Origin of the sequence: Companilactobacillus sp. FL22-1 (genome assembly GCF_043951805.1) — a bacterium.
GTDB lineage: Bacteria > Bacillota > Bacilli > Lactobacillales > Lactobacillaceae > Companilactobacillus.
On record NZ_JBINJY010000007.1, the window covers coordinates 151169 to 174362 of the forward strand.

Here is a 23194-nt window from a genome sequence, read left to right on the forward strand (position 1 = left end):
TCCTAAAGTATTTTTTCGATTTCTATTAGATCTTTCACTTGATAATCATGATCAAAATCAACCTTATCAGCACTGAAAATGATTGTATTAGCGCCGACACTTTTACCGAAGTCAACATCGATCTTGCGGTCGCCAATGACCCACAATTCATCGCTCGATAATCCATATTTTTTGATCAAATACTGTAACATATCAGGATCTGGCTTACGTTGAAAGTCATCAGCAACACTGACAGCTTCTTTGAAATAGTCAGCTATTCCTAATGATTTAATCAATGGAAAAATAGATTGATCGCGGTGAGTCACGATAAATTGCGTATATCCATGATCAGCACAATAATGTAAAACTTGTTTGATATGAGGCATTAACGTGATTTTATCATGATATTCTTTTTCGTAGCGAAAATAACTGAGATAAAATACTTTAACCGCCTGCTCGACATTATCTTGATCTTGCAATAATTCAGTCACAAACTTTCTAACTGAAGTCTTCTTTGATTCCTTAAAAATAGTATCTTTTGACAAGCTAATATCAAAGTTTTCCCGCAGAGATCTCTGCGTCGCTGAGACAATCCCCGGATAACTATTGGCAATAGTGTCATCAAAGTCCCAAACAATACTCTTCATTATCATCTCTCCATTAAAATAGTTACTGGTCCATCATTGGTCAATGAGACTTGCATATCGGCACCAAATTCCCCAGTTTCAACTTTTAAACCATAACCTCGCAAAAGTTCGTTGAAGTGGTCGTACTTTCTACTAGAGGCTTCGAAATTTCCAGCCCCAGTAAAACTTGGACGATTTCCATGTTTGGTATCTGCATAAAGCGTAAATTGTGAAATGGACAAGATTTTTCCATTGACCTGATTGATTGCCAAATTCATTTTATCATCGGCATCGGAAAAGATTCTCATATTGGCAATCTTATGAGCCATATACTCCAAGGTTTCTTCATTATCCTCATCGGCAAAAGCTACTAATAAACAAAAGCCCTGATCGATTTGACCAAGGACTTTGTCATCAACAGTAACTTTAGCCTTTGAAACACGTTGTAACACTACTTTCATTAAGCTACCGTCCTCTTGATTTCATAGACATTTGGAATATTCTTCAACTTAGCAATAATATTATCCAAATGTTCCTTATTATTTACCCCAATGCTGACGTGAATGATCGCCATTTTTTCCTTGTCCAGACGACCGATCACATTATTCAGTGTATTGGTATTAGAATTTATTACTTGTAAAACTTCGTTGATCAATCCATTACGGTTAAAGGCATAAATATCCAATTCAGCGGTGTAACGTTTCTCTTTGGTGACATTATCCCAACTGACATCGATGAACCGCTTCTTTGCTTCCTCACTTTGGACATTAGGACAATCAGCTCGATGAATCGTCAAACCTCGTCCTTTAGTGATATAGCCGACAATATCATCCCCAGGAATTGGGTTACAACATTTGGCTAAGCGAATCAATAAATTATCGATTCCTTGAACAGAGATGCTGGTATTGGCGTTATTACGTTCCTTCTTCAGCTTTTCACTTTCAACTGGAGGCTGCACCGCTTTTTCAGTGGTATCAGTAATAACCTGTTCCTCGAGCTCTTTTTTCTCAGCTTCCTTTTTACGATCAGGGTCTTCACTCACTAACCGATGGACCACGTTAATTGGCGATAATTCACCGTATCCCACGGCATTGAACAACTCGTCTGGATCAGTATAATTGAAGATCTTCATCGCAATTTCCAAATGTTTCTTATCTAAATACTTCTTACTTGATAATGAACGATTCTTCAATTCGTTTTCAATTGCTTCTCGACCAAGAACGATATTTTCTTCACGATCTTTCGTTCTAAAATATCGTTTGATCTTGTTGCGAGCTCTGGAAGTATAAACGACGTTTACCCAGTCACGACTTGGTTCTGAACTGGAATTAGTCAACATCTCGACAATATCGCCATTTTTCAACTGATAGTTCAAAGGAACCATTCTGCCATTGATCTTGGCACCAATAGAATGATTACCTACCTCAGTGTGCACTTGATAAGCAAAGTCCAAGGTGACCGCACCTTTAGGCAATTCAATAACTTCGCCTTCAGGCGTAAAGACATAGACGCGATCGTTGAAGATTTCTCCTTTAACCGACTTCATAAAGTCAGAGGCATTGTCAGAGTTTTCTTGAAGTTCCAAGATTTCACGGAAGACATCGATCTTTTGTTCGTCATCGTCTAAATGAACACCCTCGAAATTACCTTCCTTGTAAGCCCAGTGAGCGGCAACACCATATTCAGCTACTTGGTGCATTTCAAAAGTTCTAATCTGGACTTCAAGTGGTTGACCACCAGGACCAATAATAGTTGTATGCAGCGATTGATAACCGTTAGCTTTTGGTACCGCAATATAATCTTTGAAACGTCCGGGAATTGGTTTCCACTTTGAATGGATCGACCCGAGGACGGCATAACAATCTTTCACCGAATCAACGACGATTCGAATTGCTAACAAATCGTATAATTCTGAAAATTGCTTATGTTTGTCCCGCATTTTTTTATAAATCGAGTAAATGTGCTTAGGACGACCATAAATATCATATTTAATACCGAGTGCATCGACATTTGTCTTAATATAATCGATAGCTTCTGCAATATAAGCTTCCCGTTGATCACGTTTACTATTCATCAAATGGACGATTCGATAATATTGTTGAGGATTAATGTAATGTAAAGAAAGATCCTCTAGCTCCCATTTGATTTTGCTAATACCTAAACGGTCTGCCAAAGGAGCGTAAATTTCCAAAGTTTCATTAGCAATCCGTCTTTGTTTATCAGGGCGCAAGGCTTTCAAAGTTCTCATATTATGCAAGCGATCAGCTAACTTAACCATAATCACCCGCAGATCCTTAGCAGTAGCGAGTAACATTTTACGGTGATTTTCAGCTAATAATTCTTGATGTGAATGATACTTGTATTTACTGATCTTAGTGACGCCATCGACAATTGTGGCAACTTGCTTGCCGAAGAGTTCCTGAACATCTCCCAAAGTGACTTTGGTATCTTCAACGACATCGTGCAAATATCCGGCAGCGACTGTATATGGGTCCATGTGTAACGAGGCTAAAATTTGTGCAACTTGCGTTGGATGAATGATGTATGGTTCACCAGTTGCACGCTTTTGATCTTTATGAACGTAGGCCGCAAACTTATACGATTTATTGACAAATTCAACATGCTCATCGTTCATATAACCACGACAGATATCTAAAACTTCTTCAGGCGTATAATCCTTATTCTTTTTCATAGAAATTCACCCCGTTTACAATAAAAAGCACTCATTGAGTGCTTTAAGTTATATACCATTATGATGGCTAGTTGCGATTATTTCAATTACTTTTCTTTTTCAAATAAGAAATAAATTAAAATACTTAGAACTAAATAAATTCCTGCTAAGAAATAGCCGTAACGTCCGTACTTAACAAAAACACTGACCACAAAAATGACTGGAAAAATAACTAAATTATAAAATGACAAGTTATATTTTCGTGAAAACCAACCGATAAAACTGGAAAACAAAATATTAATCACAAAGAATAGCCAAATAATACGGTTGGTTCTTCCTAAATGAAATAGATTAAAGATGATTGGCATGATGAATACCAATAAAATAGAAAGTAATGCAATGTAAGTTGTTTTTGATTTTTCAACTTTTTTCCAAATATTTTTCAAAATTCGATCCTCATTTTACATTTAGTTCGTACTTATATGATAGCACTGATAGGAAGTACATGGGGGCTGTTTCTGCTCGCATGATCCGTGGTCCTAGACCAACCGACAAGAAATCCGCTTGATTGAGAAAAGCAATTTCATCTTCTGAAAAACCACCTTCTGGTCCAAAAGTACAGACAATCGATTTGGGAAATTCATCCAATGATTGCGCTAATTGACTAATCTCACCATTCTTGGCCGATTCTTCATAAGCTACTAAATTGGTCTCAGCCTTATATTGCAATAAATTACTTAATTTATCCAGATAAATAACTTCGGGAATAATTCTTCGTTTGGACTGTTGCGACGCATTTTTAGCAATCTCGTTCAAACGGGCAAGCTTTTTTTCAACGACATTTGGTTTCCACTTCATGATCGAATACTTAGAATCAAAGAAAATAATCCGCTTTGCTCCTAATTCAGTTGACTTCTGTGTGATCCACTCGATCTTATCTTTTTTTGATAATGAACAAGCCACCGTCACATCTAACGGCATTTCAGTTGTAGGATTATCCAACAATTGAGTGGTCGTTTCAAAGCTTTGGTGATCATTGTCAATTCCCACAATCGTAGCGTGGAATAGATTTTGGTCAACATCTACCAAGTTAATGACATCACCTTTTTTATGACGCAACACTTTGATCACATGCTTGTATGTTTCCAAATCGTCTACTAGATAATTAGTGTCTTTAATTTTATTTTTAACGAAGTATTGCTCCATCTTCCGCCTCAAACTCTTCTTTTCTTCTACAAATCATCGTTGACCAACCTTTTAAGTGGAAAGCTTCCAAGACGATAAAACCTTGGTCTTCCATTTGCTGAGTGATTATTGCTTCTTTTTCATTGATGATACCTGACAAAATCACAAATCCATTCTGATTCAAATGACTGTCTAAATCAAGAATAAATTGTTCGATCACATCGGCTAACATATTCGCCACAATCACATCAACTTTGCCATTGACACCGTCTAACAATGAATTCTGGTAAACTTCAATATCTTCACAACCAGGATTCAATTGAATATTCTCTTTAGCTGCTCTAACAGCTTCAGGGTCAAGATCGTACGCTTTGATATCTTTGACACCCAATAACCGAGCTTGTATTGAAAGGATACCCGAACCAGTTCCTACATCGTAAAGTGAATGAGCATCGCCCAAAATGAGCTCTAAAGCTTGCATACATGAATAAGTCGTCGGATGAGTCCCGGTCCCAAATGACTTGCCTGGGTCCATTACAATCACATGTTCATCCGGATGTTGTGGTTGATAGTCTACCCAATTAGGAACGACGGTCAAATAACGGCTGATTTTAACGGGGTGGTAATACTGCTTCCATTCGTTTTCCCAACTACTGTCATCAAGTTCACTGACGGAAATTTCAACACCTGTCACATCAAAACCAAATTCTGGCAGACGCTTGATTTCCTGTTGTAAATTTTTCAAAATCTCGTCGTGGTAATTATTTTCATCAAAATAGGAATTGATCTTTGTTTTGACGTCGGTCTTGTCATCGTCAACCATTTCTGTCCCGTTGGCTCCAACACGCATAAAAATGTCAGAGATAATTTCTTGGTCAAAATCTTTTGGGATCGCAACTGATATTTTTTTCCAAAGCATAAACGTTCCTCCATTATTAATAAGATTACTAAAAAATGGCCATAAAAAAAAGACGTTCCCGCCTTTATTTGACGAAAAAGTTAATCGAATTAACAAATTCATCCCGACTTCTATCTATTTTACTCCGAGCTTGCTCCCAACTCAGATGATTTAAGGAATTATTCTCTAAATCTAAACATTGCAATGCAGCAATCAATTCCACAAAATAGTTATTCATTTTCTCGGCAATCCGACTATTTTGAAGATGGTATTTTTCGACATACGACATGCACAGTTTCATAAAGCGATGAATATTAGAAATGTAATTATCAGCTAACCGCGAATAAGTTTCATACCGAAGAGCCTCACCTCTTTCGATCACTTTCATCGTTTTAAAATACTCTGTAAAGACCTCATTGTATGTTACAAATCTTTCTAATAGAACATTCGTCTCTAAAATTCGATATTTGCTTGTCTTTGTTGCCATAATGATACACCCCATTTCCTTTTTCAACACTATAGCATACGTTTTAAGTTATGCAAAGAATAAGTTAAATATGATATGAAGGCTAATGATTGGAAAAAAAGGCAAAATCTTTAATCGGAGTAATTAAAAAATATACTTTGCTTTTTACTGGAAATGTACGCTGGTTTCTTTTGATCATGTTTAAATAACTTTCACAGAGAAAGACATATAATTTAAATAACTTTCACAGAGAAAGACATATAATATGAAGAAAAAATAAAATCAAATTTTATAAAGAGGCCCAAACGGCTATTTAATGCGTTTTCTTAACTATTTAAGTTGATTTTCAATTTTTATCACTTTGATAAATATATTTGTTCAATTTTATTTATTTTATTTTTAATAAAAAACGTAAAAAATTATTTTGCAGACAAAGAAAAAGGCAAAGTCCCAAAAAACTTTAGGACCTTGCCTTCAAACTGTATGCACACTCGCTTAAAACATCAATTACTTCTTATCTTTTACGTCGAGATCTTCTCCTGGCCGACCGACAACTTTCTTTCTTAAAGATTCATTATCTTTAAATAATTTTTGAGCCTCAGATAATTTTTTAGGACTATTCTTAATTTCTTGAGAAATTTTACTAAAATCATTCTTGGCAGGATCTTCTTGATTTTTCTTGAAAAAACTCATGCTAACCGCTCCTTATCCTGTTGTATCGCTAATAATTATATAACAATCGAGTGAAAATGGGTTTGAAAAGAAGAAATATTTTTCTACCAACCAAAGCTTCAATCCTTTTAAAAAATACTAGCTTTGTTATTATATACTACGTAACGATGATTTAGGGGTTGAAATAATTATGAGCAAAAAGAAAAAGATCCAAAAAACATTAGTCGAAAAGATCCTCGATAAGGAAAAAATCGACTACGTACCGATGACTTTTGAAACAGAATCTGATGGTGACACTCAAGAGTTAGTCACTGATAAAAGTACTCGGGATGGATACAAAATATATAAAACACTTGTCTTAACTGGTAATAAGACTGGCCCTCTTGTGGGCATGTTACCCTTAGACAAACACTTGAGCTACAAGATGTTAGCCAAATTGTCAGGAAATAAAAAAGTCGGCATGGTTCCACTGAAAGATCTTGTTAAAACGAGTGGCTTTGAACATGGAGCTAATAGCCCGGTAGGAATCCATTCCCTACATAATTATCCAATTTTCTTTGACAGTGAGGCTGAACGTTCGGAAAAAATTATTGTTTCGGCCGGTAAAATCGGTCAATCAATTTTGATCGAACCCCATGCACTGGCTAAAGCAGTTAATGCTACTTTTGGTGATTTTGCCGTAGATAATCCCGAATAATAAAAAAACCAATGACATAAGTCATTGGCAATAATATCTTTAAGCAGCTTTATTTTTTAGATTGTCGATAGCTTTTTCAATGGTTGTACCGTTACCAAAGTGGTTGCTATCATTAACATCAACTGCAGTGAATAATTGATCTTTAAGATCTAAAAGAATTCTATATTTCATATTATTCACGCCTCCTTTATGTTCCGTATATCTAAGAGGTAGCGACTAACTGTTACATTAAACGCTTTTAGCTCTAAAGTCAACCAAAAACTCTTTTACTTGACTTTAAAAGTAAATATGAATAAAATCTAAGTCACAATAAAAAAGGAGAATTAAATGAACAATATTTGGAAATACGTTTTGGGCTTCTTCATTGCCCTGCTTTTATTCTCAATCTTCATTCATATAATTTTGCCACTAGCACTTGTTCTGGCAATTATCGGTGGGATATATTACTTATATCGTAGACATCAAAACAACAAGTACACCCCCGATGGTCGCAAGAAAGTCAACTAATACAAAATAGAGGTCTTTAAGACCGTTTTTGAAGAATCATATACTAATCGATATGGTTCTTTTTCTTTGCACAGACTCAATTATACAAAACAAGGAAAAAAATAATTCCAGTTTTTGTCCTTGTTTTTGTAGAAACATCTATTTATTAGGCTTATCGATATCGGCTGTTCCTGCAATTAGCAACAAGACTCCCCCAGCCACTGCCGTAGTAATCAAATTTCCGTTACTCAACCATTTGAAAATAAACCCTAGCAGGGCAACAACTAGAAGCATAATACCTAGCCATAAATCTAATTTCATCAATAATTTCATTTTTCGCACCCTTTTATTATTCATTTTATAAAATTAATACTAAAATAAAGACTGAAACATCTATTAGTAACATTATACATTATCTTGGAGGGGTAACAAATGGACAAAGCACAACGTTTAAGTGTTTTAGACGATTTAATAAAGTTGAACACAGTTAATGGAAACGAAGAACTTGTAGCTAACTATCTCAAAAATTTATTCGAAAAAAATGGCATTAAAGCCGAATTAAACCAATATGCTGACAATCGCTATAATTTAATAGCTTCAATCGGTGATGGCTCTGGTAAGGTACTTGGCTTTACTGGACACGAAGATGTCGTTTCAACTGTAGATGACAGTAAATGGAATTATGGTCCATTTAATCCCAAACACATTGATGGCAAAATTTTTGGCCGTGGAACTACCGATATGAAAGGTGGTCTAGCTGGATTAGCCATTGCGATGATTGAACTTCATGAAGATGACAATTTTAAAGGCAATATTAAATTTATTGCCACTGTTGGTGAGGAAAAAGGCGAACTCGGTGCTGACAAATTAGCTAAAGAAGGCTACGCTGATGACCTATCTGCTCTAATCGTTGGTGAACCAAGCAACGCTTCATCTAAACTTGTGATGGATCAAATGATTGCCACTGGAATGATTGAGACTAATGGTAAGAAATCGGAATCACGAATAGCGGCTTTTTGTGCTCACAAAGGTTCCGTAACCTACAAAGTTATCTCTCATGGTAAAGCCGCACACAGTTCTATGCCTGAAGTCGGTATCAATGCCTTGGATAATTTGATTGCCTACTATAATCAACAGAGTGCTTACTTCCAAGAATTAGTCAAAACAGAAGATGATATTTTAGGCACAACTAAGCCATCTGTGACAGTGCTCAATGCTGGTGAACAAGAAAATACCATCCCTGATTACGCTGAAATGACTGTCAAGATCAGAACGATTCCTGAACACGGTAATGATGAAATAATTGCTGATTTGAAGAGTATTATCGATAAAATGAATCAAGCTGATCCCAAAATGAAACTTGAATTCCAACTACTCAGCAGCAACTGGCCAGTCAAAACTGACATCAATTCTAACTTTGTAAAATTAGTTAAAGAAAGCTACAAAGAAGTTCTTGATACTAACATTTTAACGGTTGGAGCTCCTGGTGGTACTGATGCCTCCAAATTTGTGGAAGCTAACCACGACCTGGATGTAATTGTTGCAGGACCAGGAAATGAAACTGCTCACCAAGTAAATGAATATTTATTTGAAGATGACTATCTACAGTACATCAATATTTATGAAGCCATTGCTAAAAAATTCAGTGAGCAATAGGCAAATAATAAGTAAAAAATTTTTGAACCGGCTGTTTTTTTATAAACTAGTTCACATTTGAAAAACTACTAATCCCCATATACTAAATATTCATTGCCACATTAATTACAATATTTTCAAAAGCACCCATCAATAATCCATTTTGATGAGTGCTTTTTTACTAGCCTCCCCTAATTTTCTCAATAAGCAATTATCATCACTTAGTAAAATTTTTAATCAATTAAAGTCAAAAAATTCTCTGTAGTTCATGGCGCCCCTTTAAAGTCTTTAGCCTCAATTTACAATCGTTTGGCTCATAATTGATAACCCGAAAAAAATAAGTTATTCTTAGTCGCAATTTTGATATAGGTTTTAACCAAAGTTCATGTTATGATTTTCACAAGAAAGCGTATTCTTTATTCATAAAATCAAGGTGGGTGATCTTATGTCTATTGCACTGATCGTTACAATTGTACTGGTAATGGGAGTCATCTTCGTTAATGGGTGGACAGATGCTACAAATGCGATTGCTACTGCTGTGTCAACTCGAGTTTTACGGCCACATGTTGCCATTGCCATGGCAGTTGTCATGAACTTTTTGGGCGCACTTTTTATGACCCTGTTCAATGCTCAAGTGGCGGAAACTATCAGCAATATTGTCAGTTTTGATGGTGCTGGCAACTCGAGTCAAATTGCCTTAGCGGCCTCGCTGTTTGCTATCGTCAGTTGGGCGGTGATGGCTTGGTGGTTTGGGATTCCAACCAGTGAATCACATGCCCTGATTGCTGGTTTAACAGGTGCAGCCATGGCCTTAGGTGGTTTGGATGCGGTAAATCCCAACGAATGGTTAAAAGTCATCATTGGCTTGGTAGTTTCAACTGTTTTAGGCCTAGGTGGCGGCTATTTGATCACCAAATTAATTATTTTTATTTTTAAAGGTGTCAATCGTCTACTAGCAAATAAAATCTTTACAATCGGTCAAGCTGTCAGCGCTATGGCAATGGCTTTTCTTCACGGGGCTCAAGACGGGCAAAAATTTATGGGTGTCTTCATGTTAACGCTTTATTACAACAATTTAGTCGAAAAGACTGGTAACGGCTTCAGCATTCCTATCTGGGTCATGGTCCTCTGCTCTGTCACAATGGGTATCGGCACATCGATCGGTGGAATGAGAATTATCAAGTCAGTGGGAATGGATATGGTCAAGTTGGAAAAGTACCAAGGCTTTTCAGCTGATTTAAGCGCTGCCATAACCTTATTTCTATCTTCAATCTTTGGTATCCCTGTTTCTACCACTCACACAAAAACTACCGCCATTATGGGTACTGGAGCTGCTCGACGTTTGTCATCTGTCGATTGGAAAATAGTTTACGATATGGTACTAGCTTGGATTTTGACCTTTCCGGGCTGTGGAATTATCGCCTACTTGATGGCAAAACTTTTTATTGCGATATTTTAAGGAGGATTTAAAATGTTACGAAAAAAAGAATTCGATTTTTTTAAAGCAATGGAACATTTAGCTGATGATGCCTTGGCAGCTAGCAAGGTCCTAGATGAAATCATCAATAACTTTGATACTCAGCCTTGGCAACAAAAAAGCGAGACGATTCACAAAATTGAAAGCGATGGCGATGATGAAGTTAAAAAAATCATGCATGAGTTATATATTTCTTTCATCACGCCAATCGATCGTGAAGATATTGTCCAATTAGTCGATAAACTAGATAACATCATTGATGGGATCGACGGTTTAACATATGAATTCGCTTACTTGCACATTCAAGAATTACGTCCTAATACCGATCAATTCATGAAGTTGATTAGTGCTGCCGTTCTGGATGTTTCACAAGCCGTCAAAGAATTCTCCCATTTTAAAAATTCTAAGATGTTGAATCAAAATATCGAAAACGCTAATAAAATTGAATCTCAAGGTGACGACCTTCACAACCAAAATTTAAGTATTCTTTTTTCAACAGAAACAGACCCTATCAACGTGATCCGTTGGCAAAAGCTCTACTCGGGTTTTGAAAAAATTCTCGATGCTTGTGAAGATTGTGCCGATGTAATTACCGGATTAGTTATTAAAAACAGTTAAAAAGTCGGAGTCTAAGTCTTGCCAACACGATTTAACAAAGAACCTAAAAAACAACTCACAGTCGTAATGATTGTGAGCTGTTTTATTATCTACAAAAATTTAAAATAATTAATACCAAACTCCTTCAACTTACCAAATTGAAGATTTCATTAATTCCTTCATTTCTTTAACAAAGTCACCATCGATCAATCCCTGCTGCGCTAAAAATTGATATAACTTATTCATACTCCGCTGTACTTGCTTTACCTCGGTCATACTGCTGCCATGAAAGTATAAATCACCCACTGATGAGGCATCATCGTCAAAAAGAGTTTTAAGATGATAAGCTAAATATTCATTCAAATATAACTTCAGCATATTTTGATGCGATTTGACCGTCTTTTTAGAATAATCGTCTTTAAGATAATCACTGAAACTAGCAATCAGTTCATCATTCAAATTTCCTATCGTGATAATTTGTTGATCAATTTTTTCGTAATCATCAGAAGATGAATACTTTTTCGCTGTAACGGCCGCTTCTTTTAATTTTTTACAGATATCTTGCAAATGTGTATTATCAACTTTTTTAGAATTTACTTTAGCCTTATGCCAAACGAGATTCTTTACCGCTAACGCCTCCGGTACAGAGCTGTAGTGAACAAAATTGTCTGAATCCAAATTTCGGACTGAGCTAGTCAAATCATTTGAAAGCAATACTTCATCCGTTTCGTTAGCATCCAAATATTGTTCTACTACCATCGATACTTCATTCAGATGTCCAACTTGACTCCGATTGACAGTTGGACCAATTTGCCAATCTCCGGCAGTTTTTAAATATTCATTAAGCGTTGCTTGTGAAATCCCCATATTTTGACATACCTCCGCTAGCTGCTCCTCAAATCTAGCTTTCATTTGTGAACGATTTTTGGCGTTGACATCAAATATGACAACCGTCAAAGTACTGGCATCATGACTAAAAATCACTACCTTTTTGCGATTATAAGTCAAGTACTTCACATGCCACGAAAAAACTGGATTTGCTAAAGCAGTTTGCTTATCTTCTTTCATTGGATAATCTTTGAATAAGGACTGTGCTTTTTGAACAACATTAATAAACATTCTGACACCTCTATAAGTTTTGTTGTACTGATATTATACGTTGAAATAATCACAAATAATAATAGAAAATGAAGTATGAGTCTTAAAAATAAGTTTTACTAACCCGATTTGACTTTTTCTGCTCATGCAGCTTATTTTCTAATGTGCTTGATATGTTTACGGACTTGCTTCATCTGCTGTTTACTGCCAAACATTCGATTTATTTTATCATTTTCTAATTGGCGGGAATTCATGCCATCATATGACATTTCTCGCTGCAATTTAAAGTAACTTTCCAGACGATCTAGGCTCAAAGTCCCCTCTGCAATCGCTTGTCTGACCGCACATCCAGGCTCAGTTTGATGAGAACAATTTCTAAATTTGCACCGGACAGCCAATTGTTCAATATCGCTAAACGTCTTGGACAAATCACCGACTTGAACTTGTAATTCCCGCATGCCTGGGGTATCAATTACTACTCCGCCTTGAGGCAACAATAATAACTGACGAAAAGTGGTGGTATGCCGTCCCTTATCATCAAATGTCCGAATATCATTCGTAACTAGTTTGTCTTCACCAGCTAACCAATTAATCAAAGTTGACTTACCAACACCTGAAGAACCAACGAAAGCAACTGTTCTATTTTGAGTAGTAAATTTTAATAAATCACTATAACCTTCTTGATTCTTAGCTGAACAGATGATGATATCAACACCCAAACAAACATCTTCCAACTGATGTAATTTTTCTGGTAGATCATCACATAGATCTGATTTTGTCAGAACTACTACTGGTAAGGCACCGCTTTCCCAACTAATCGTCAGATAGCGCTCTATGCGATGAACATTAAAATTATTGTTCAAAGACATACAGATAAAAACCACATCAATATTACTAGCAATAATTTGACCGTCATTATTTCCCGAAACTTCCCGAGTTAAGACACTTTTGCGGGTCAAAACTTGTTGAATGATGGCGACGTCTGAATTTTCATCGATCATAACCCAATCACCAACAGCGGGATAAGCCATCACATTCGTTATTTGATATTGCAACTTACCAGCAATTTTAGCCTGACTAAATCCCTTTTTTGTAACTATTCGATAAAGGGAACGATGTTGTTCGGTCACCCTTGCGAGAATTAAGTGAGGATAAGCTAATGCCATATTTTCAATATCTTCTGTTAAACCATATTTTTTTAAATTAATTTCCAATTTTCTTTTCCTTTACAAGTGGTGTCTCCTAAAACTTGCAAAAAAAAATGACACAATCACCCGATTGCATCACAAATAGAAAAAAGCATATTGCGCCAATTTCATTGTTTGCTAAGCATTAGGGTACACAAAATAAGCAGTTATTTAACTACTTTTATTTCATATTCTCTAAATCTTAACGAACAATGTCCATATAGCATCTACCTCATATTTTATTAGCTTTAAGATAGCATCTTCAAATTAAACTGTCAATTAGTCCTGAGACATTTGACACATTGAACAAAGTTCTGCAGAATAACTTAATAGAAACCACTCAAAATCAAACGAAAATGAAGGTCACGATCATGGATAAGCAAACTAAGTTTGTTAAATTAACGAATATTGGATTAGATAATTTGAAACTTTATAAGAAGGAGCCAACTGGCTATCTAGATAATGTCTGTTATCTGTATACCAGCACTAACAGTAGCCATACTTTTGTGGCGATGAACTCTACTCAAAAAGTATTAGATTTTTACAAGTTTAATACTTCAATGGAAAAAGACGATATTATGAAAAAAGTTATCAAACTCTTCAGCGATGATGAAGCAACTGATTTTAAGAAATCTTTTGAGTCGGTTCAAGAATTTTCTTTAACTGATAATGTTGTTGTTGAATTACCACTTAATAATGGTGTCTTTACAATCTAACTAAAAAACATCAAATAAAGCTAGTACTAAAATGCACTCTCTATATTGGAAACAATACAGAGAGTGCATTTTTCAATTCATATCCAAAACTCCAAGTAAATAATGTTTATGGTTCTCTTTTATCATCACGAATTTTAGCCATCACATGATTCAGCATGAGTTGATGATACTTATTATGCAAGGTAGGATCTGCATCTTTTATGTCGCGATACATCTGTTCATTTATTTTATCTAAAATATTATTAAACTGTTGCAGCTCTTCGTCACTCAAAGCCCGTAAGTACTTGGGAATAACTTGCATACTCTTATCTATTTCCAAACGACCAGCTTCAGTTAAACTAACGATTGTCACCCGTTTATCAGTGGTTGACTTTTTCCGTGATACTAATCCCCGACTCTCCAGTTTACGAACAAATTCGGCGACCGACTGTGGTGTCATATTAAGTCGTTCAACTAAATCTTTTTGTGACAAATTATTATTATCGGATAATGCTAACAATATTTTCCCTTGGCCTTGAAAGAGAGCTTTATAATCAATTTTGCGCTGAGCATCATCTTCAGCAATATTCTGTAACATCCCAAACTCGACTAATTTGCCGGCGGTCTTACCTTGATTAATTAAATCTGCCATTGATCAATTCCTCCATGTCATATTATACTCGCTAATCTGATTTAATTCAGGTCTACCTGAATAAATCTCTTGCTTTTTAATCAGGGACACCTTACAATGTATTTCGTCAGGTAGACCTGATTATTTTTCTCAAAAAGAGGTTATTAAAATATGCAAGCCAAGAATGCAATTACAGTCAATCATTTATCAAAAAAATTTATGCAACAAACTGCCGTTGACGATGTTTCGTTTACTGTTAAGAAAGGCGAAGTCTTCGGCCTATTAGGACCAAATGGTGCTGGTAAGACCACTATTCTACGAATGTTAACCACGCTATTGAAACCAAGTTCTGGTGAAATCACTATTTTTGGTCATGATATTCAAAAAAATGGCAAAGCTGCTCGGAGTACTTTTGGTGTGACTGGACAATATGCCTCGGTAGACGAAGATCTCTCGGCTAAGGAGAATCTCCTAATATTTTCAAGATTAAATGGTCTTAGTAAAAAAGCTGCTTTGGCAAGATCTCAAGAACTACTCCAAGAATTTTCGCTGGAAAAGAGCGCTGACAAATCAATCAAGGATTTTTCTGGTGGTATGAGACGAAGACTGGACTTAGCGATCAGTTTGATCACCCGTCCCGCACTGATTTTTTTAGACGAACCGACCACTGGCCTCGATCCCCGTACACGTTCACAAATGTGGGACACAATTAGAAGCTTAGTTAAACAAGGATCAACTATCTTTTTAACCACCCAATATCTCGAAGAAGCCGACAATTTGGCCGACCGAGTAGCTGTCATCGATCATGGAAAACTCATCAAAATTGGAACTCCCGATCAATTAAAACGTGAGACCGGTGAAGCAACTTTGTCTTTAAAAGTCGATCGAAGTCTTGATTTAACAGCCGCAATACAAATCTTTCAATCTGAATTGAGCACCAAGCCCAAGATAATCGATAACACCATCATTACTAAGTTTAAAAATACGGACCAGGCAATCAACGTTTTGGCACAATTAAAGAAAGGCCAAATCATTATTTCTGATTTGACCATTCAAGAACCTACTCTTGATGATGTCTTCATGGACTTGACTGTTGGTAAAAATTAAATAAGGAGCAAATACAACTATGGAAATCAAACAAACTCGTATTAATATAATTCAAAATATCATCACGATGGCTCATCGAAACTTATTAAAAACCCTACACAATCCCGATCAATTCATGGATGTCATCATTCAACCAGTTATGTTCACCTTACTGTTTGGATATCTTTTTGGAGGTGCCATCGCCGGAGGAGTGCACGCCTATTTACCAACAATCGTCCCTGGTATCTTAATTCAAACTATTTTATCTGCTGCTTCCGGATCTGGTACCCAAATCAGAGAAGATATGGAAACTGGAATTTTTGATCGTTTCAAGTCCTTGCCGATTGCCCATGTTGCTCCTCTAGCAGGACAATTATTGGCCGATATCTCAAGACTCTTTATTGCCACCATTGCCTCTTTAACAACTGGTTATTTAATGGGGTGGCGTCCCAATGTTAATTTTGGTTGGATCATTGTCATTATCTTGCTAGCTATCTTCATTGGCTGGGCAATTTCCTGGATCTATGCTTTGGTTGGACTATTAGCAAAAAGTGCCACAATGGTTGAAAGTATTTCCTTGATGACCATGTTATTATTGTCATTCTTATCCAATGCTTTCATCCCTATCAAAACTTTACCTAAAGTCTTACAAATCATTGCCAATCTCAATCCCATGACTTATGTCATCACCGCTATCCGCCAAATTTTAATAAAAGGCACATTTCCTAACACTGCTTGGACCGTTTTAATCTTTGGCCTCGCAATTGTCCTGATTTTCGCACCGTTGACTGTTTGGGCATATAACCGACAAAGTTAATCCCTATTAAACCTAATTTAAAAATTGAAAAAAAATATTGATATCATTCTGAAATCACGATGTTTGAGTCCTTACTTTTTTTTAAGACCTTTTGTCTACTTCTTTTTTAATTTGTAACTCGAGTATGACTGAAAAATATAGCTTATAAACAACAAAATTAACCAAAACAAAAACCCTTAGTTCGGCTGATATCCAAACTAAGGGTTTGCTTCGATCATATCTATTTTTTAGAAATTTGCTTTCATTGATTTATCAATATAAGAGTTGCCCTTACTTATCCATTCTTACTTTCTTAAACACAATACTTAATCCCAACATAATCACACCAGCAACTGTCATCAAAATACCACTAGCAGCACCAGCTTGTGGCAATCTACTTGACCCACTTGCCGAACTTGTATCATTTGATTGTGCAGTATTAGTTAATGGAACCAAACCACTACCTCTATTTATTGAAGATAATGTTTTTTCTTCATTATTACCATTAAAGTCTAAATTTCCCTCTGAACCACCGTTGATAATAATCTCTTGATCATCGTCATCCACATTTCCATCAGGTTCTGGCTCTGGACTTGTTGGTGTTGGATCAATTGTAAAGCCAGGGTCAACTAATTCATTCCCTTCGTTGTTTTCATCTGGTTCGCCTGGCTCTTCTGGCACAGTCACAATATTGTTGTTATCTTGCAAGTCCCATCTGTGAGTTTCGCCACCAACAACATTCACCTGTTCAGCTACGATATTACCGTCTAAATTGTGATGAATATTGATTGTGGCATCTGGAGCCAATACACTTCCTTGGAATGTATTATTCATTTCAATCACACCATCAAATTGCTTGTTAGCGTTTGTACTATCATAAAAATTCCAAAGCAAGTGGTTGTCGTCAAAATATTCTGTTTCTTGATTTGGTCGTTCGATAGGATTTTCTGCGCCATTATTGAATCTCAATTTAATTTGAGAATTCATTGCATAAGGATTTTGCCCCTTAGTGTCAACGTTGATAATAATTGAAGTGCCACCTTTGTCAGCTGATAATCCTGAAATTGTTAAAGGTGTATTGGCATTCAAAACTTCGGGATCTAAATTGATCACGATTTGATTGTTCGTATCAACTTCAAAATCACTAAGATCAATTACTCGTTGGTTTTGGTCTGAAAAATCAGCATTAGTAATTGTCTTAGAATTCGCCGAAACTAAACCTGCTGATTTGCTTTCCAAATTAATAAATTCTTGGTCAAAATCTAAATACTCGTTTGAATCTTTATCTTGGAAAATTTCATTATTAAGCAAGTGATTGATTGGGGTTTCATTAACTAGTGGAGAAGTATTGTCTTTGCCCAATTCAACGTCATTTGCTTCTCCAAAAATCACCTTATTTGTACGGTGATCGTTGGAACTAACGAATGAGCTTTCTGACATATTTTTTACTTCTTGAACATAAGAAATATCTTTATCCAATAATTTTTCATCCGTAATGTTTGTCCCAAAGTTAACATTTCCGAACAAAGATCCAACCGCAAGGTTTCCATTTGTATGTGCGTTTAAAGTTGCTTCTTTAGCAAAGATATGGAATTTAGAAGCGTATCCCAAATTGTTTTTAGATACGTCTTGAAAGTCGTCACTGACTTTGCCACCATTTTGAACTTCTGGATTGAGTGACTTCTCAGCCACCTTTTGAATTGATATTGCTGTATCATCACTAGCTTTCACATTTGTGATTCCCATCCCTGATAATACAACAGTACTAATTGCAACGCATGATAAAATATTCGCCTTCTTCATTTTCATTAATAATATGTTACTCCCTTATTTATTTCTTGATATAAATATTACCTTATACAAACGATAAGTTTGTTTCAAGTTATGAAAATAATTTTTTTGAATTTTGAATAGAAATGCTTTTTGGCATAAAAACAGACCATGAATTTTATGAAAATTCATGGTCCTATTTATTGTTTCACTTAAAGATTACTGATCCTGTATCCATTCTTTAATTAATTTCTCATAATCTTGGATCAATTGTTCTTGCTCAACAAATTTTCCCAGAGTATGAATCGAGTTCATCTCTTCGTTCAACAAAGGATGCTTATTAGTTCGTTTAGTATCCTCTGTGCTGACAATTCCTTGATTGGAAAGCTTATTAATATATTTTTTATAACCCATCGATAATAACCAAATATCTCGTAAACAACAAATTCAACCAAAAGAAAAACCCATAGTTCGGCTGATATCAAACTATAGGTTCACTTCAATCATATCTACTTTTTAAAAATTTGCATTCATTGATTTATCAATATAAGAGTTGGCCTTTACTTATCAATTCTTATTATCCTTGCGCATCGTCAATTGGATTCGATTTCGATTCTCATCGACACTTAGGACCCAGACGCTCACAATATCACCAATGGTCACAACGGTACTAGGATCACTGACAAAATGATCCGATAATTGGGAAATATGAACTAGGCCATCTTGTTTAACCCCGATATCAACAAAAGCACCGAAGTCGATCACATTTCTAACCGTTCCTTGCAATTCCATTCCCGGCTTCAAATCAGCCATAGTTAAAACATCTTGTCGCAATAGTGGGGCTGGCATGCTATCACGTAAATCACGGCCTGGTTTACTCAAGCCAGCCATAATATCAGTCAAAGTTGCTTCCCCAATAGCTAATTTTTGTGACCATTCTACCTTATTCAACTTACTCAATTTCTGTTGTAATTCAGGCGTACCTAAGGAATCTGGTGTAGCCTCGATCCCTTGTAAAAGCTGATGAGCGGCGGGATAACTTTCAGGATGAATATCGGTATTATCTAGTGGTTCACTTCCAGAAATAATTCTCAAGAAACCGACCGCTTGCTGATAAGCTTTAGGTCCTAAACGTGGTACCGACTTCAAGACTTTACGACTGTCAAAAGTTCCATTTTCATTTCGATATTTCACGATATTCTTCGCTGTCGTAGTCGTCAATCCTGAAATATGAGTCAATAGTTCTGGACTAGCGGTATTCAAATTGACACCAACTTGGTTAACCGCTGTTTCCACAACTCGATCCAACTGTTCATCTAACGACTTTTCAGGGACATCGTGCTGATACTGACCGACACCAATCGCTTTAGGATCAACTTTAATCAATTCCGCTAAAGGATCTTGCAGACGGCGGCCAATACTGATGGCTGAACGTTCTTCGACATGCAGATCTCCAAATTCTGCTCGAGCATTTGCACTGGCTGAATATACTGAAGCTCCGGCTTCATTGACGATCACATAATAGATTGGTTGGTGCAAAGCCTTCAAAATTTGACTGACAAATTCCTCCGATTCACGGCTGGCAGTCCCATTACCAATCGCAATCATTTCAACCTTATACTTTTCTAATAATTGTTTGAAAATTGGTGCAGCTTCTGCCCTTTTTTCACTGCTGGCTGGTTTATGCGGATAGATAACTTGTTTGGCTAAGAATCGTCCGTTTGCGTCGATAATAGCTAGCTTACACCCGGTTCGATATGCAGGATCAAAGCCCATTACTACTTTACCTTTCAAAGGTGCCTGCATTAAAAGGTGATAAAGATTTTTACCAAAAATTTGAATTGCATGATCATCAGCAGTTTCAGTTAATTGACGACGCAGTTCTCTTTCAATAGCGGGTCCAATAAAACGTTTATAACTGTCCTCAAAGGCTTCCTCGACTCTCTTTACAGCAGGACCTTGGTGACGTCCTATCAATTTAGAATGGCCATAACGAAGAATTTGTGCCGTATCAACCTCGATTCCAACAGTTAAAATCTTCTCTTTTTCACCCCGATTAATGGCTAAAATTCGATATGGCGGCAGCTGCTTCAAAGCTTGCGTGAAGTCATAATAAGTTTGATAAACTTGTTGTTCATCTTTTTCTTTGGCTCCACGTTTGACCTTACTAGTTAAAGCACCATTTTGCCAAGTATAACCCCGAACCCATTCTCTAAAATCAGCTCTCTCACTAAAAGTTTCCGCCAAAATTTCGTGTACTCCTGCCCAAACGGAATCCAAATCAGGCAGATCCTTATTGGGATCAATAAAGTCTGTAGCTTTACTGTCCAGATTATTTTGAGGAAAAGTTAGTAACCACTTAGTCAACGGTTCCAAGCCAGCTTCCCGAGCAATCGTAGCCTTGGTACGACGCTTTTGCTTATAAGGCAAATAGAGATCTTCTACTTGTTGTAAAACTATAGCTTGTTCTAATTGTTGCTTCAAATCAGGAGTCAATTTACCCTGTTCTTGAATTAATTTTAAAACATCTTCACGACGTTGATTTAGCTTCAATAAGCGACTAGCCTCATCTTCAATTGCCCGAATAGCTACCTCATCCAAAGCACCTGTGCGCTCTTTTCGATAACGAGCAATAAATGGAACCGTATTTCCTTCATCCAGAAGCGACAATACAGCTTGAATTTGAGGAACTCGATATTGATTAAGTTGTTGATGAACCGGTTTCGCCAATTCATTCAAATTAGTTTGTGTTTCTTTAGTTGCCATTACGCGCCTCCACGTCAAACTAGTTAATTACGCGGCTTTAATTATACCATGGTAACCAAAAATTTCTGTATCTCAATTTATGCGAAAGTCCTAAAACTAGCCTTTATTTAGAGTATAATTAAATTAAATTTTTTTAATTATGGAGGGCAGCTTTATGGAACCAGCAGAACAAGTTGAACAGGCTCTTGATGAAATGAAGATCAAATATCAAATTGTTCATCACCCTATCGCCCACACTACTGAGGAAGCGGATAAATTCATTGAGGGAATCGAAGGTGTCCGCACCAAAACGATGTTTCTCACCAATAAGAAAAAGACCGCATGTTATCTGTTAGTCATGGATGACAGCAAACGACTTGATTTCAAGCAATTTGAGACTTTGACTGGTGCCAAGAGACCAAAAATGGGGCATGACGACCTGTTGGCAGAAAAACTTGGCCTGGCACCCGGAATTGTTTCCATCTTTGGACTTTTGAATAATAAAGATCATGATGTCAGAGTCTACTTCGATAAAGAAATCTTGAGTGAAGCGCGAATGAGTTTTCATCCCAATATCAACACCAGTACTATTTTTGTGGCATCAGATGATGTTTTACAGTTCGTGAAAAATTTAGGCTATGACTATCAAATTATCGACCTAACTGAAGCTTAGCAATTACCATTTAGAATAGAAGGAAAAAATTAATGAGTTTAATTTATATTAGAAAAGCAACGATAAAAGATCTACCAGAAATTATGAACATTATTGATGAAGCTAAGGCTCTGTTAAAAGCTGACGGTAGCGTTCAATGGCAAGGCGGCTACCCTAATAGTGAAATTTTGACCAAGGATATTGCGGCCATGCAGTGTTTCGTCTTGATAGTTGATCAAAAAGTTGCTGGTACGGCCACTTTGATTGTCGGTAATGAACCTAGTTATGACGAAATCATCGGAGGTTCTTGGAACAATACTACTGATCCGTATGCTACAATCCATCGCATTGCAATTGGAAAAGCCTTTGCTGGTCAACATCTCAGCCATTTCTTCTTATCAAATCTAATCAGTGCCGCTTACGCTCAAGGGGTTCGTAATTTCAGAATAGACACTCACGCCGTCAATAAACGTCTTCAAGCTATGGCTAAAGGTTTTGGATACATTCATCGTGGTAAGATCTATGTCGATGAACCCGCTGAGAATCATGAAGACAACGCCCGCTTAGCCTTCGAACTTAATTTATAATAAAAGCCACCCAAAAAACGGGTGGCTTTTATTCATGCTTCTATTATAATTAGTCTTCATTGATCATTGAAACACCAGTTTTATTATTAAAATTGCCGTAATTATCAATTGTCAATCCCAAGGCCTGATTCCGTTCAACATTAACGACTGAGATACGTTCTGGTTTAAGGTACTGATTCTCCCCGATTTTCCACCAATATTGACCGTCTAATTTAATGTACTGACCATACCAGTGCTTCAAGTGATTATTAGCAACAATTGGCAAAGTCCGATTGGTAATGTTCATTTTTTGATCAACTTTCTGATAAACGCGAACTTGACTACTATTACCAACGTCATCAGCGCCCACAATAATAGTTTTTACTGGCGCCTTTTCAACTGGTTCATCGGCAACGGCTTGGATATTTTGAATAGGTAATAAAATCATTAAGAAACTTAATCCTAACAAAACTGGTAAAAACAATTTTTTCATCTATACTTACCCCTGTGATATTTTTTTAACAGATTTTAGTATATCAACGGCTTATATTGAGAGCAAGCAGATTAATCACTCATGTG

General features: G+C 36.4%; 26 protein-coding genes. 10 read left to right on the plus strand and 16 right to left on the minus strand.

What is annotated here, in order from left to right; all coding sequences use genetic code 11:
- Positions 1-2: 2 nt before the first annotated feature.
- The 8 genes from ACG72T_RS07540 to ACG72T_RS07575 form a co-directional block, all read right to left on the minus strand.
- A complete protein-coding gene (locus tag ACG72T_RS07540; RefSeq protein WP_395265571.1) occupies positions 3-626 on the minus strand; it encodes an HAD-IA family hydrolase in 624 nt (207 codons plus the stop codon).
- A gap of 2 nt (positions 627-628) precedes the next feature.
- Positions 629-1066 carry a D-aminoacyl-tRNA deacylase gene (gene dtd, locus ACG72T_RS07545; RefSeq protein WP_395265572.1) on the minus strand — a complete coding sequence of 146 codons (438 nt, stop codon included), beginning with the start codon at positions 1064-1066 and terminating at the stop codon, positions 629-631.
- Positions 1066-3297 (minus strand): RelA/SpoT family protein, encoded by a 2232-nt coding sequence (locus ACG72T_RS07550; protein WP_395265573.1) that lies wholly within the window; start codon positions 3295-3297, stop codon positions 1066-1068. Before ACG72T_RS07550 ends, dtd begins: the two co-directional genes overlap by 1 nt.
- A gap of 86 nt (positions 3298-3383) precedes the next feature.
- On the minus strand, positions 3384-3722 hold the full coding sequence (locus tag ACG72T_RS07555; protein ID WP_395265574.1) for a hypothetical protein: 339 nt from the start codon (positions 3720-3722) through the stop codon (positions 3384-3386).
- 10 nt (positions 3723-3732) lie between these two features.
- Entirely contained in the window at positions 3733-4482 is a 750-nt protein-coding gene (locus ACG72T_RS07560) for an RsmE family RNA methyltransferase (protein ID WP_395265575.1), read from the minus strand.
- Positions 4463-5380: a 50S ribosomal protein L11 methyltransferase gene (gene prmA / locus ACG72T_RS07565; protein ID WP_395265576.1), complete on the minus strand. Its 918-nt coding sequence runs from the start codon at positions 5378-5380 to the stop codon at positions 4463-4465. The genes ACG72T_RS07560 and prmA overlap by 20 nt, the downstream gene beginning before the upstream one ends.
- Positions 5381-5444: 64 nt before the next feature.
- On the minus strand, positions 5445-5846 hold the full coding sequence (locus ACG72T_RS07570; RefSeq protein WP_395265577.1) for a hypothetical protein: 402 nt from the start codon (positions 5844-5846) through the stop codon (positions 5445-5447).
- A 486-nt stretch (positions 5847-6332) separates the two neighbouring features.
- Positions 6333-6518: a hypothetical protein gene (locus tag ACG72T_RS07575; protein WP_395265578.1), complete on the minus strand. Its 186-nt coding sequence runs from the start codon at positions 6516-6518 to the stop codon at positions 6333-6335.
- Between the two features lie 169 nt (positions 6519-6687).
- Here ACG72T_RS07575 and ACG72T_RS07580 point away from each other — a divergent pair, with 169 nt between their 5' ends.
- A complete protein-coding gene (locus ACG72T_RS07580; RefSeq protein WP_395265579.1) occupies positions 6688-7194 on the plus strand; it encodes an aminoacyl-tRNA deacylase in 507 nt (168 codons plus the stop codon).
- Positions 7195-7233: 39 nt separating this feature from the next.
- On the opposite strand, the gene ACG72T_RS07585 is transcribed toward ACG72T_RS07580, so the two are convergent.
- Entirely contained in the window at positions 7234-7365 is a 132-nt protein-coding gene (locus ACG72T_RS07585) for a hypothetical protein (RefSeq protein ID WP_395265580.1), read from the minus strand.
- A gap of 156 nt (positions 7366-7521) precedes the next feature.
- Between ACG72T_RS07585 and ACG72T_RS07590 the strand changes: the two genes are divergently transcribed.
- Complete coding sequence (locus ACG72T_RS07590; RefSeq protein ID WP_395265581.1) at positions 7522-7701, plus strand: hypothetical protein; 180 nt, start codon at positions 7522-7524, stop codon at positions 7699-7701.
- A gap of 138 nt (positions 7702-7839) precedes the next feature.
- Here the strand turns inward: ACG72T_RS07590 and ACG72T_RS07595 are convergent, their stop codons facing one another.
- The gene (locus tag ACG72T_RS07595) at positions 7840-8001 is read right to left on the minus strand and encodes a hypothetical protein (protein ID WP_395265582.1); all 162 of its coding nucleotides are present in this window, start codon (positions 7999-8001) and stop codon (positions 7840-7842) included.
- A gap of 111 nt (positions 8002-8112) precedes the next feature.
- Here ACG72T_RS07595 and ACG72T_RS07600 point away from each other — a divergent pair, with 111 nt between their 5' ends.
- From ACG72T_RS07600 to ACG72T_RS07610, 3 genes are all read left to right on the plus strand, one after another.
- A complete protein-coding gene (locus tag ACG72T_RS07600; protein WP_395265583.1) occupies positions 8113-9336 on the plus strand; it encodes a M20/M25/M40 family metallo-hydrolase in 1224 nt (407 codons plus the stop codon).
- Positions 9337-9760: 424 nt separating this feature from the next.
- Complete coding sequence (locus ACG72T_RS07605; protein WP_395265584.1) at positions 9761-10774, plus strand: anion permease; 1014 nt, start codon at positions 9761-9763, stop codon at positions 10772-10774.
- A gap of 12 nt (positions 10775-10786) precedes the next feature.
- Positions 10787-11410, plus strand: a complete 624-nt coding sequence (locus tag ACG72T_RS07610; RefSeq protein WP_395265585.1) for a DUF47 domain-containing protein — start codon at positions 10787-10789, stop codon at positions 11408-11410.
- A gap of 129 nt (positions 11411-11539) precedes the next feature.
- On the opposite strand, the gene ACG72T_RS07615 is transcribed toward ACG72T_RS07610, so the two are convergent.
- Positions 11540-12508: a DUF6933 domain-containing protein gene (locus ACG72T_RS07615; protein ID WP_395265586.1), complete on the minus strand. Its 969-nt coding sequence runs from the start codon at positions 12506-12508 to the stop codon at positions 11540-11542.
- A 131-nt stretch (positions 12509-12639) separates the two neighbouring features.
- Entirely contained in the window at positions 12640-13701 is a 1062-nt protein-coding gene (rsgA, locus tag ACG72T_RS07620; RefSeq protein WP_395265587.1) for a ribosome small subunit-dependent GTPase A, read from the minus strand.
- Between the two features lie 344 nt (positions 13702-14045).
- Between rsgA and ACG72T_RS07625 the strand changes: the two genes are divergently transcribed.
- Entirely contained in the window at positions 14046-14390 is a 345-nt protein-coding gene (locus ACG72T_RS07625; protein WP_395265588.1) for a hypothetical protein, read from the plus strand.
- 106 nt (positions 14391-14496) lie between these two features.
- On the opposite strand, the gene ACG72T_RS07630 is transcribed toward ACG72T_RS07625, so the two are convergent.
- On the minus strand, positions 14497-15021 hold the full coding sequence (locus ACG72T_RS07630) for a MarR family winged helix-turn-helix transcriptional regulator (protein ID WP_395265589.1): 525 nt from the start codon (positions 15019-15021) through the stop codon (positions 14497-14499).
- 150 nt (positions 15022-15171) lie between these two features.
- Between ACG72T_RS07630 and ACG72T_RS07635 the strand changes: the two genes are divergently transcribed.
- Complete coding sequence (locus tag ACG72T_RS07635) at positions 15172-16107, plus strand: ATP-binding cassette domain-containing protein (RefSeq protein ID WP_395265590.1); 936 nt, start codon at positions 15172-15174, stop codon at positions 16105-16107.
- Between the two features lie 19 nt (positions 16108-16126).
- Positions 16127-16903 (plus strand): ABC transporter permease, encoded by a 777-nt coding sequence (locus ACG72T_RS07640; protein WP_395265591.1) that lies wholly within the window; start codon positions 16127-16129, stop codon positions 16901-16903.
- Between the two features lie 270 nt (positions 16904-17173).
- Here ACG72T_RS07640 and ACG72T_RS07645 read toward each other — a convergent pair whose 3' ends face one another.
- Both ACG72T_RS07645 and ACG72T_RS07650 read right to left on the minus strand, forming a co-directional pair.
- Positions 17174-18691, minus strand: coding sequence for a collagen-binding domain-containing protein (locus tag ACG72T_RS07645; RefSeq protein WP_395265592.1), 1518 nt, complete (start codon positions 18689-18691; stop codon positions 17174-17176).
- A 528-nt stretch (positions 18692-19219) separates the two neighbouring features.
- The gene (locus ACG72T_RS07650) at positions 19220-21418 is read right to left on the minus strand and encodes a Tex family protein (RefSeq protein ID WP_395265593.1); all 2199 of its coding nucleotides are present in this window, start codon (positions 21416-21418) and stop codon (positions 19220-19222) included.
- A 154-nt stretch (positions 21419-21572) separates the two neighbouring features.
- On the opposite strand from ACG72T_RS07650, the gene ACG72T_RS07655 reads away from it, so the two are divergent.
- Complete coding sequence (locus ACG72T_RS07655; protein WP_395265594.1) at positions 21573-22070, plus strand: prolyl-tRNA synthetase associated domain-containing protein; 498 nt, start codon at positions 21573-21575, stop codon at positions 22068-22070.
- A 32-nt stretch (positions 22071-22102) separates the two neighbouring features.
- On the plus strand, positions 22103-22636 hold the full coding sequence (locus ACG72T_RS07660; protein ID WP_395265595.1) for a GNAT family N-acetyltransferase: 534 nt from the start codon (positions 22103-22105) through the stop codon (positions 22634-22636).
- A gap of 49 nt (positions 22637-22685) precedes the next feature.
- Here ACG72T_RS07660 and ACG72T_RS07665 read toward each other — a convergent pair whose 3' ends face one another.
- Complete coding sequence (locus ACG72T_RS07665; protein ID WP_395265596.1) at positions 22686-23108, minus strand: hypothetical protein; 423 nt, start codon at positions 23106-23108, stop codon at positions 22686-22688.
- Between the last annotated feature and the right edge of the window lie 86 nt (positions 23109-23194).

Excerpts from the sequence above, each read along its gene's own strand:
- ACG72T_RS07540 (WP_395265571.1), bottom strand. The coding sequence starts at position 626 with ATGAAGAGTATTGTTTGGGACTTTGATGACACTATTGCCAATAGTTAT.
- dtd (WP_395265572.1), bottom strand. The coding sequence starts at position 1,066 with ATGAAAGTAGTGTTACAACGTGTTTCAAAGGCTAAAGTTACTGTTGAT.
- ACG72T_RS07550 (WP_395265573.1), bottom strand. The coding sequence starts at position 3,297 with ATGAAAAAGAATAAGGATTATACGCCTGAAGAAGTTTTAGATATCTGT.
- ACG72T_RS07560 (WP_395265575.1), bottom strand. The coding sequence starts at position 4,482 with ATGGAGCAATACTTCGTTAAAAATAAAATTAAAGACACTAATTATCTA.
- prmA (WP_395265576.1), bottom strand. The coding sequence starts at position 5,380 with ATGCTTTGGAAAAAAATATCAGTTGCGATCCCAAAAGATTTTGACCAA.
- ACG72T_RS07570 (WP_395265577.1), bottom strand. The coding sequence starts at position 5,846 with ATGGCAACAAAGACAAGCAAATATCGAATTTTAGAGACGAATGTTCTA.
- ACG72T_RS07575 (WP_395265578.1), bottom strand. The coding sequence starts at position 6,518 with ATGAGTTTTTTCAAGAAAAATCAAGAAGATCCTGCCAAGAATGATTTT.
- ACG72T_RS07580 (WP_395265579.1), top strand. The coding sequence starts at position 6,688 with ATGAGCAAAAAGAAAAAGATCCAAAAAACATTAGTCGAAAAGATCCTC.
- ACG72T_RS07585 (WP_395265580.1), bottom strand. The coding sequence starts at position 7,365 with ATGAAATATAGAATTCTTTTAGATCTTAAAGATCAATTATTCACTGCA.
- ACG72T_RS07590 (WP_395265581.1), top strand. The coding sequence starts at position 7,522 with ATGAACAATATTTGGAAATACGTTTTGGGCTTCTTCATTGCCCTGCTT.
- ACG72T_RS07595 (WP_395265582.1), bottom strand. The coding sequence starts at position 8,001 with ATGAAATTAGATTTATGGCTAGGTATTATGCTTCTAGTTGTTGCCCTG.
- ACG72T_RS07600 (WP_395265583.1), top strand. The coding sequence starts at position 8,113 with ATGGACAAAGCACAACGTTTAAGTGTTTTAGACGATTTAATAAAGTTG.
- ACG72T_RS07605 (WP_395265584.1), top strand. The coding sequence starts at position 9,761 with ATGTCTATTGCACTGATCGTTACAATTGTACTGGTAATGGGAGTCATC.
- ACG72T_RS07610 (WP_395265585.1), top strand. The coding sequence starts at position 10,787 with ATGTTACGAAAAAAAGAATTCGATTTTTTTAAAGCAATGGAACATTTA.
- ACG72T_RS07615 (WP_395265586.1), bottom strand. The coding sequence starts at position 12,508 with ATGTTTATTAATGTTGTTCAAAAAGCACAGTCCTTATTCAAAGATTAT.
- ACG72T_RS07625 (WP_395265588.1), top strand. The coding sequence starts at position 14,046 with ATGGATAAGCAAACTAAGTTTGTTAAATTAACGAATATTGGATTAGAT.
- ACG72T_RS07630 (WP_395265589.1), bottom strand. The coding sequence starts at position 15,021 with ATGGCAGATTTAATTAATCAAGGTAAGACCGCCGGCAAATTAGTCGAG.
- ACG72T_RS07635 (WP_395265590.1), top strand. The coding sequence starts at position 15,172 with ATGCAAGCCAAGAATGCAATTACAGTCAATCATTTATCAAAAAAATTT.
- ACG72T_RS07640 (WP_395265591.1), top strand. The coding sequence starts at position 16,127 with ATGGAAATCAAACAAACTCGTATTAATATAATTCAAAATATCATCACG.
- ACG72T_RS07645 (WP_395265592.1), bottom strand. The coding sequence starts at position 18,691 with ATGAAAATGAAGAAGGCGAATATTTTATCATGCGTTGCAATTAGTACT.
- ACG72T_RS07650 (WP_395265593.1), bottom strand. The coding sequence starts at position 21,418 with ATGGCAACTAAAGAAACACAAACTAATTTGAATGAATTGGCGAAACCG.
- ACG72T_RS07655 (WP_395265594.1), top strand. The coding sequence starts at position 21,573 with ATGGAACCAGCAGAACAAGTTGAACAGGCTCTTGATGAAATGAAGATC.
- ACG72T_RS07660 (WP_395265595.1), top strand. The coding sequence starts at position 22,103 with ATGAGTTTAATTTATATTAGAAAAGCAACGATAAAAGATCTACCAGAA.
- ACG72T_RS07665 (WP_395265596.1), bottom strand. The coding sequence starts at position 23,108 with ATGAAAAAATTGTTTTTACCAGTTTTGTTAGGATTAAGTTTCTTAATG.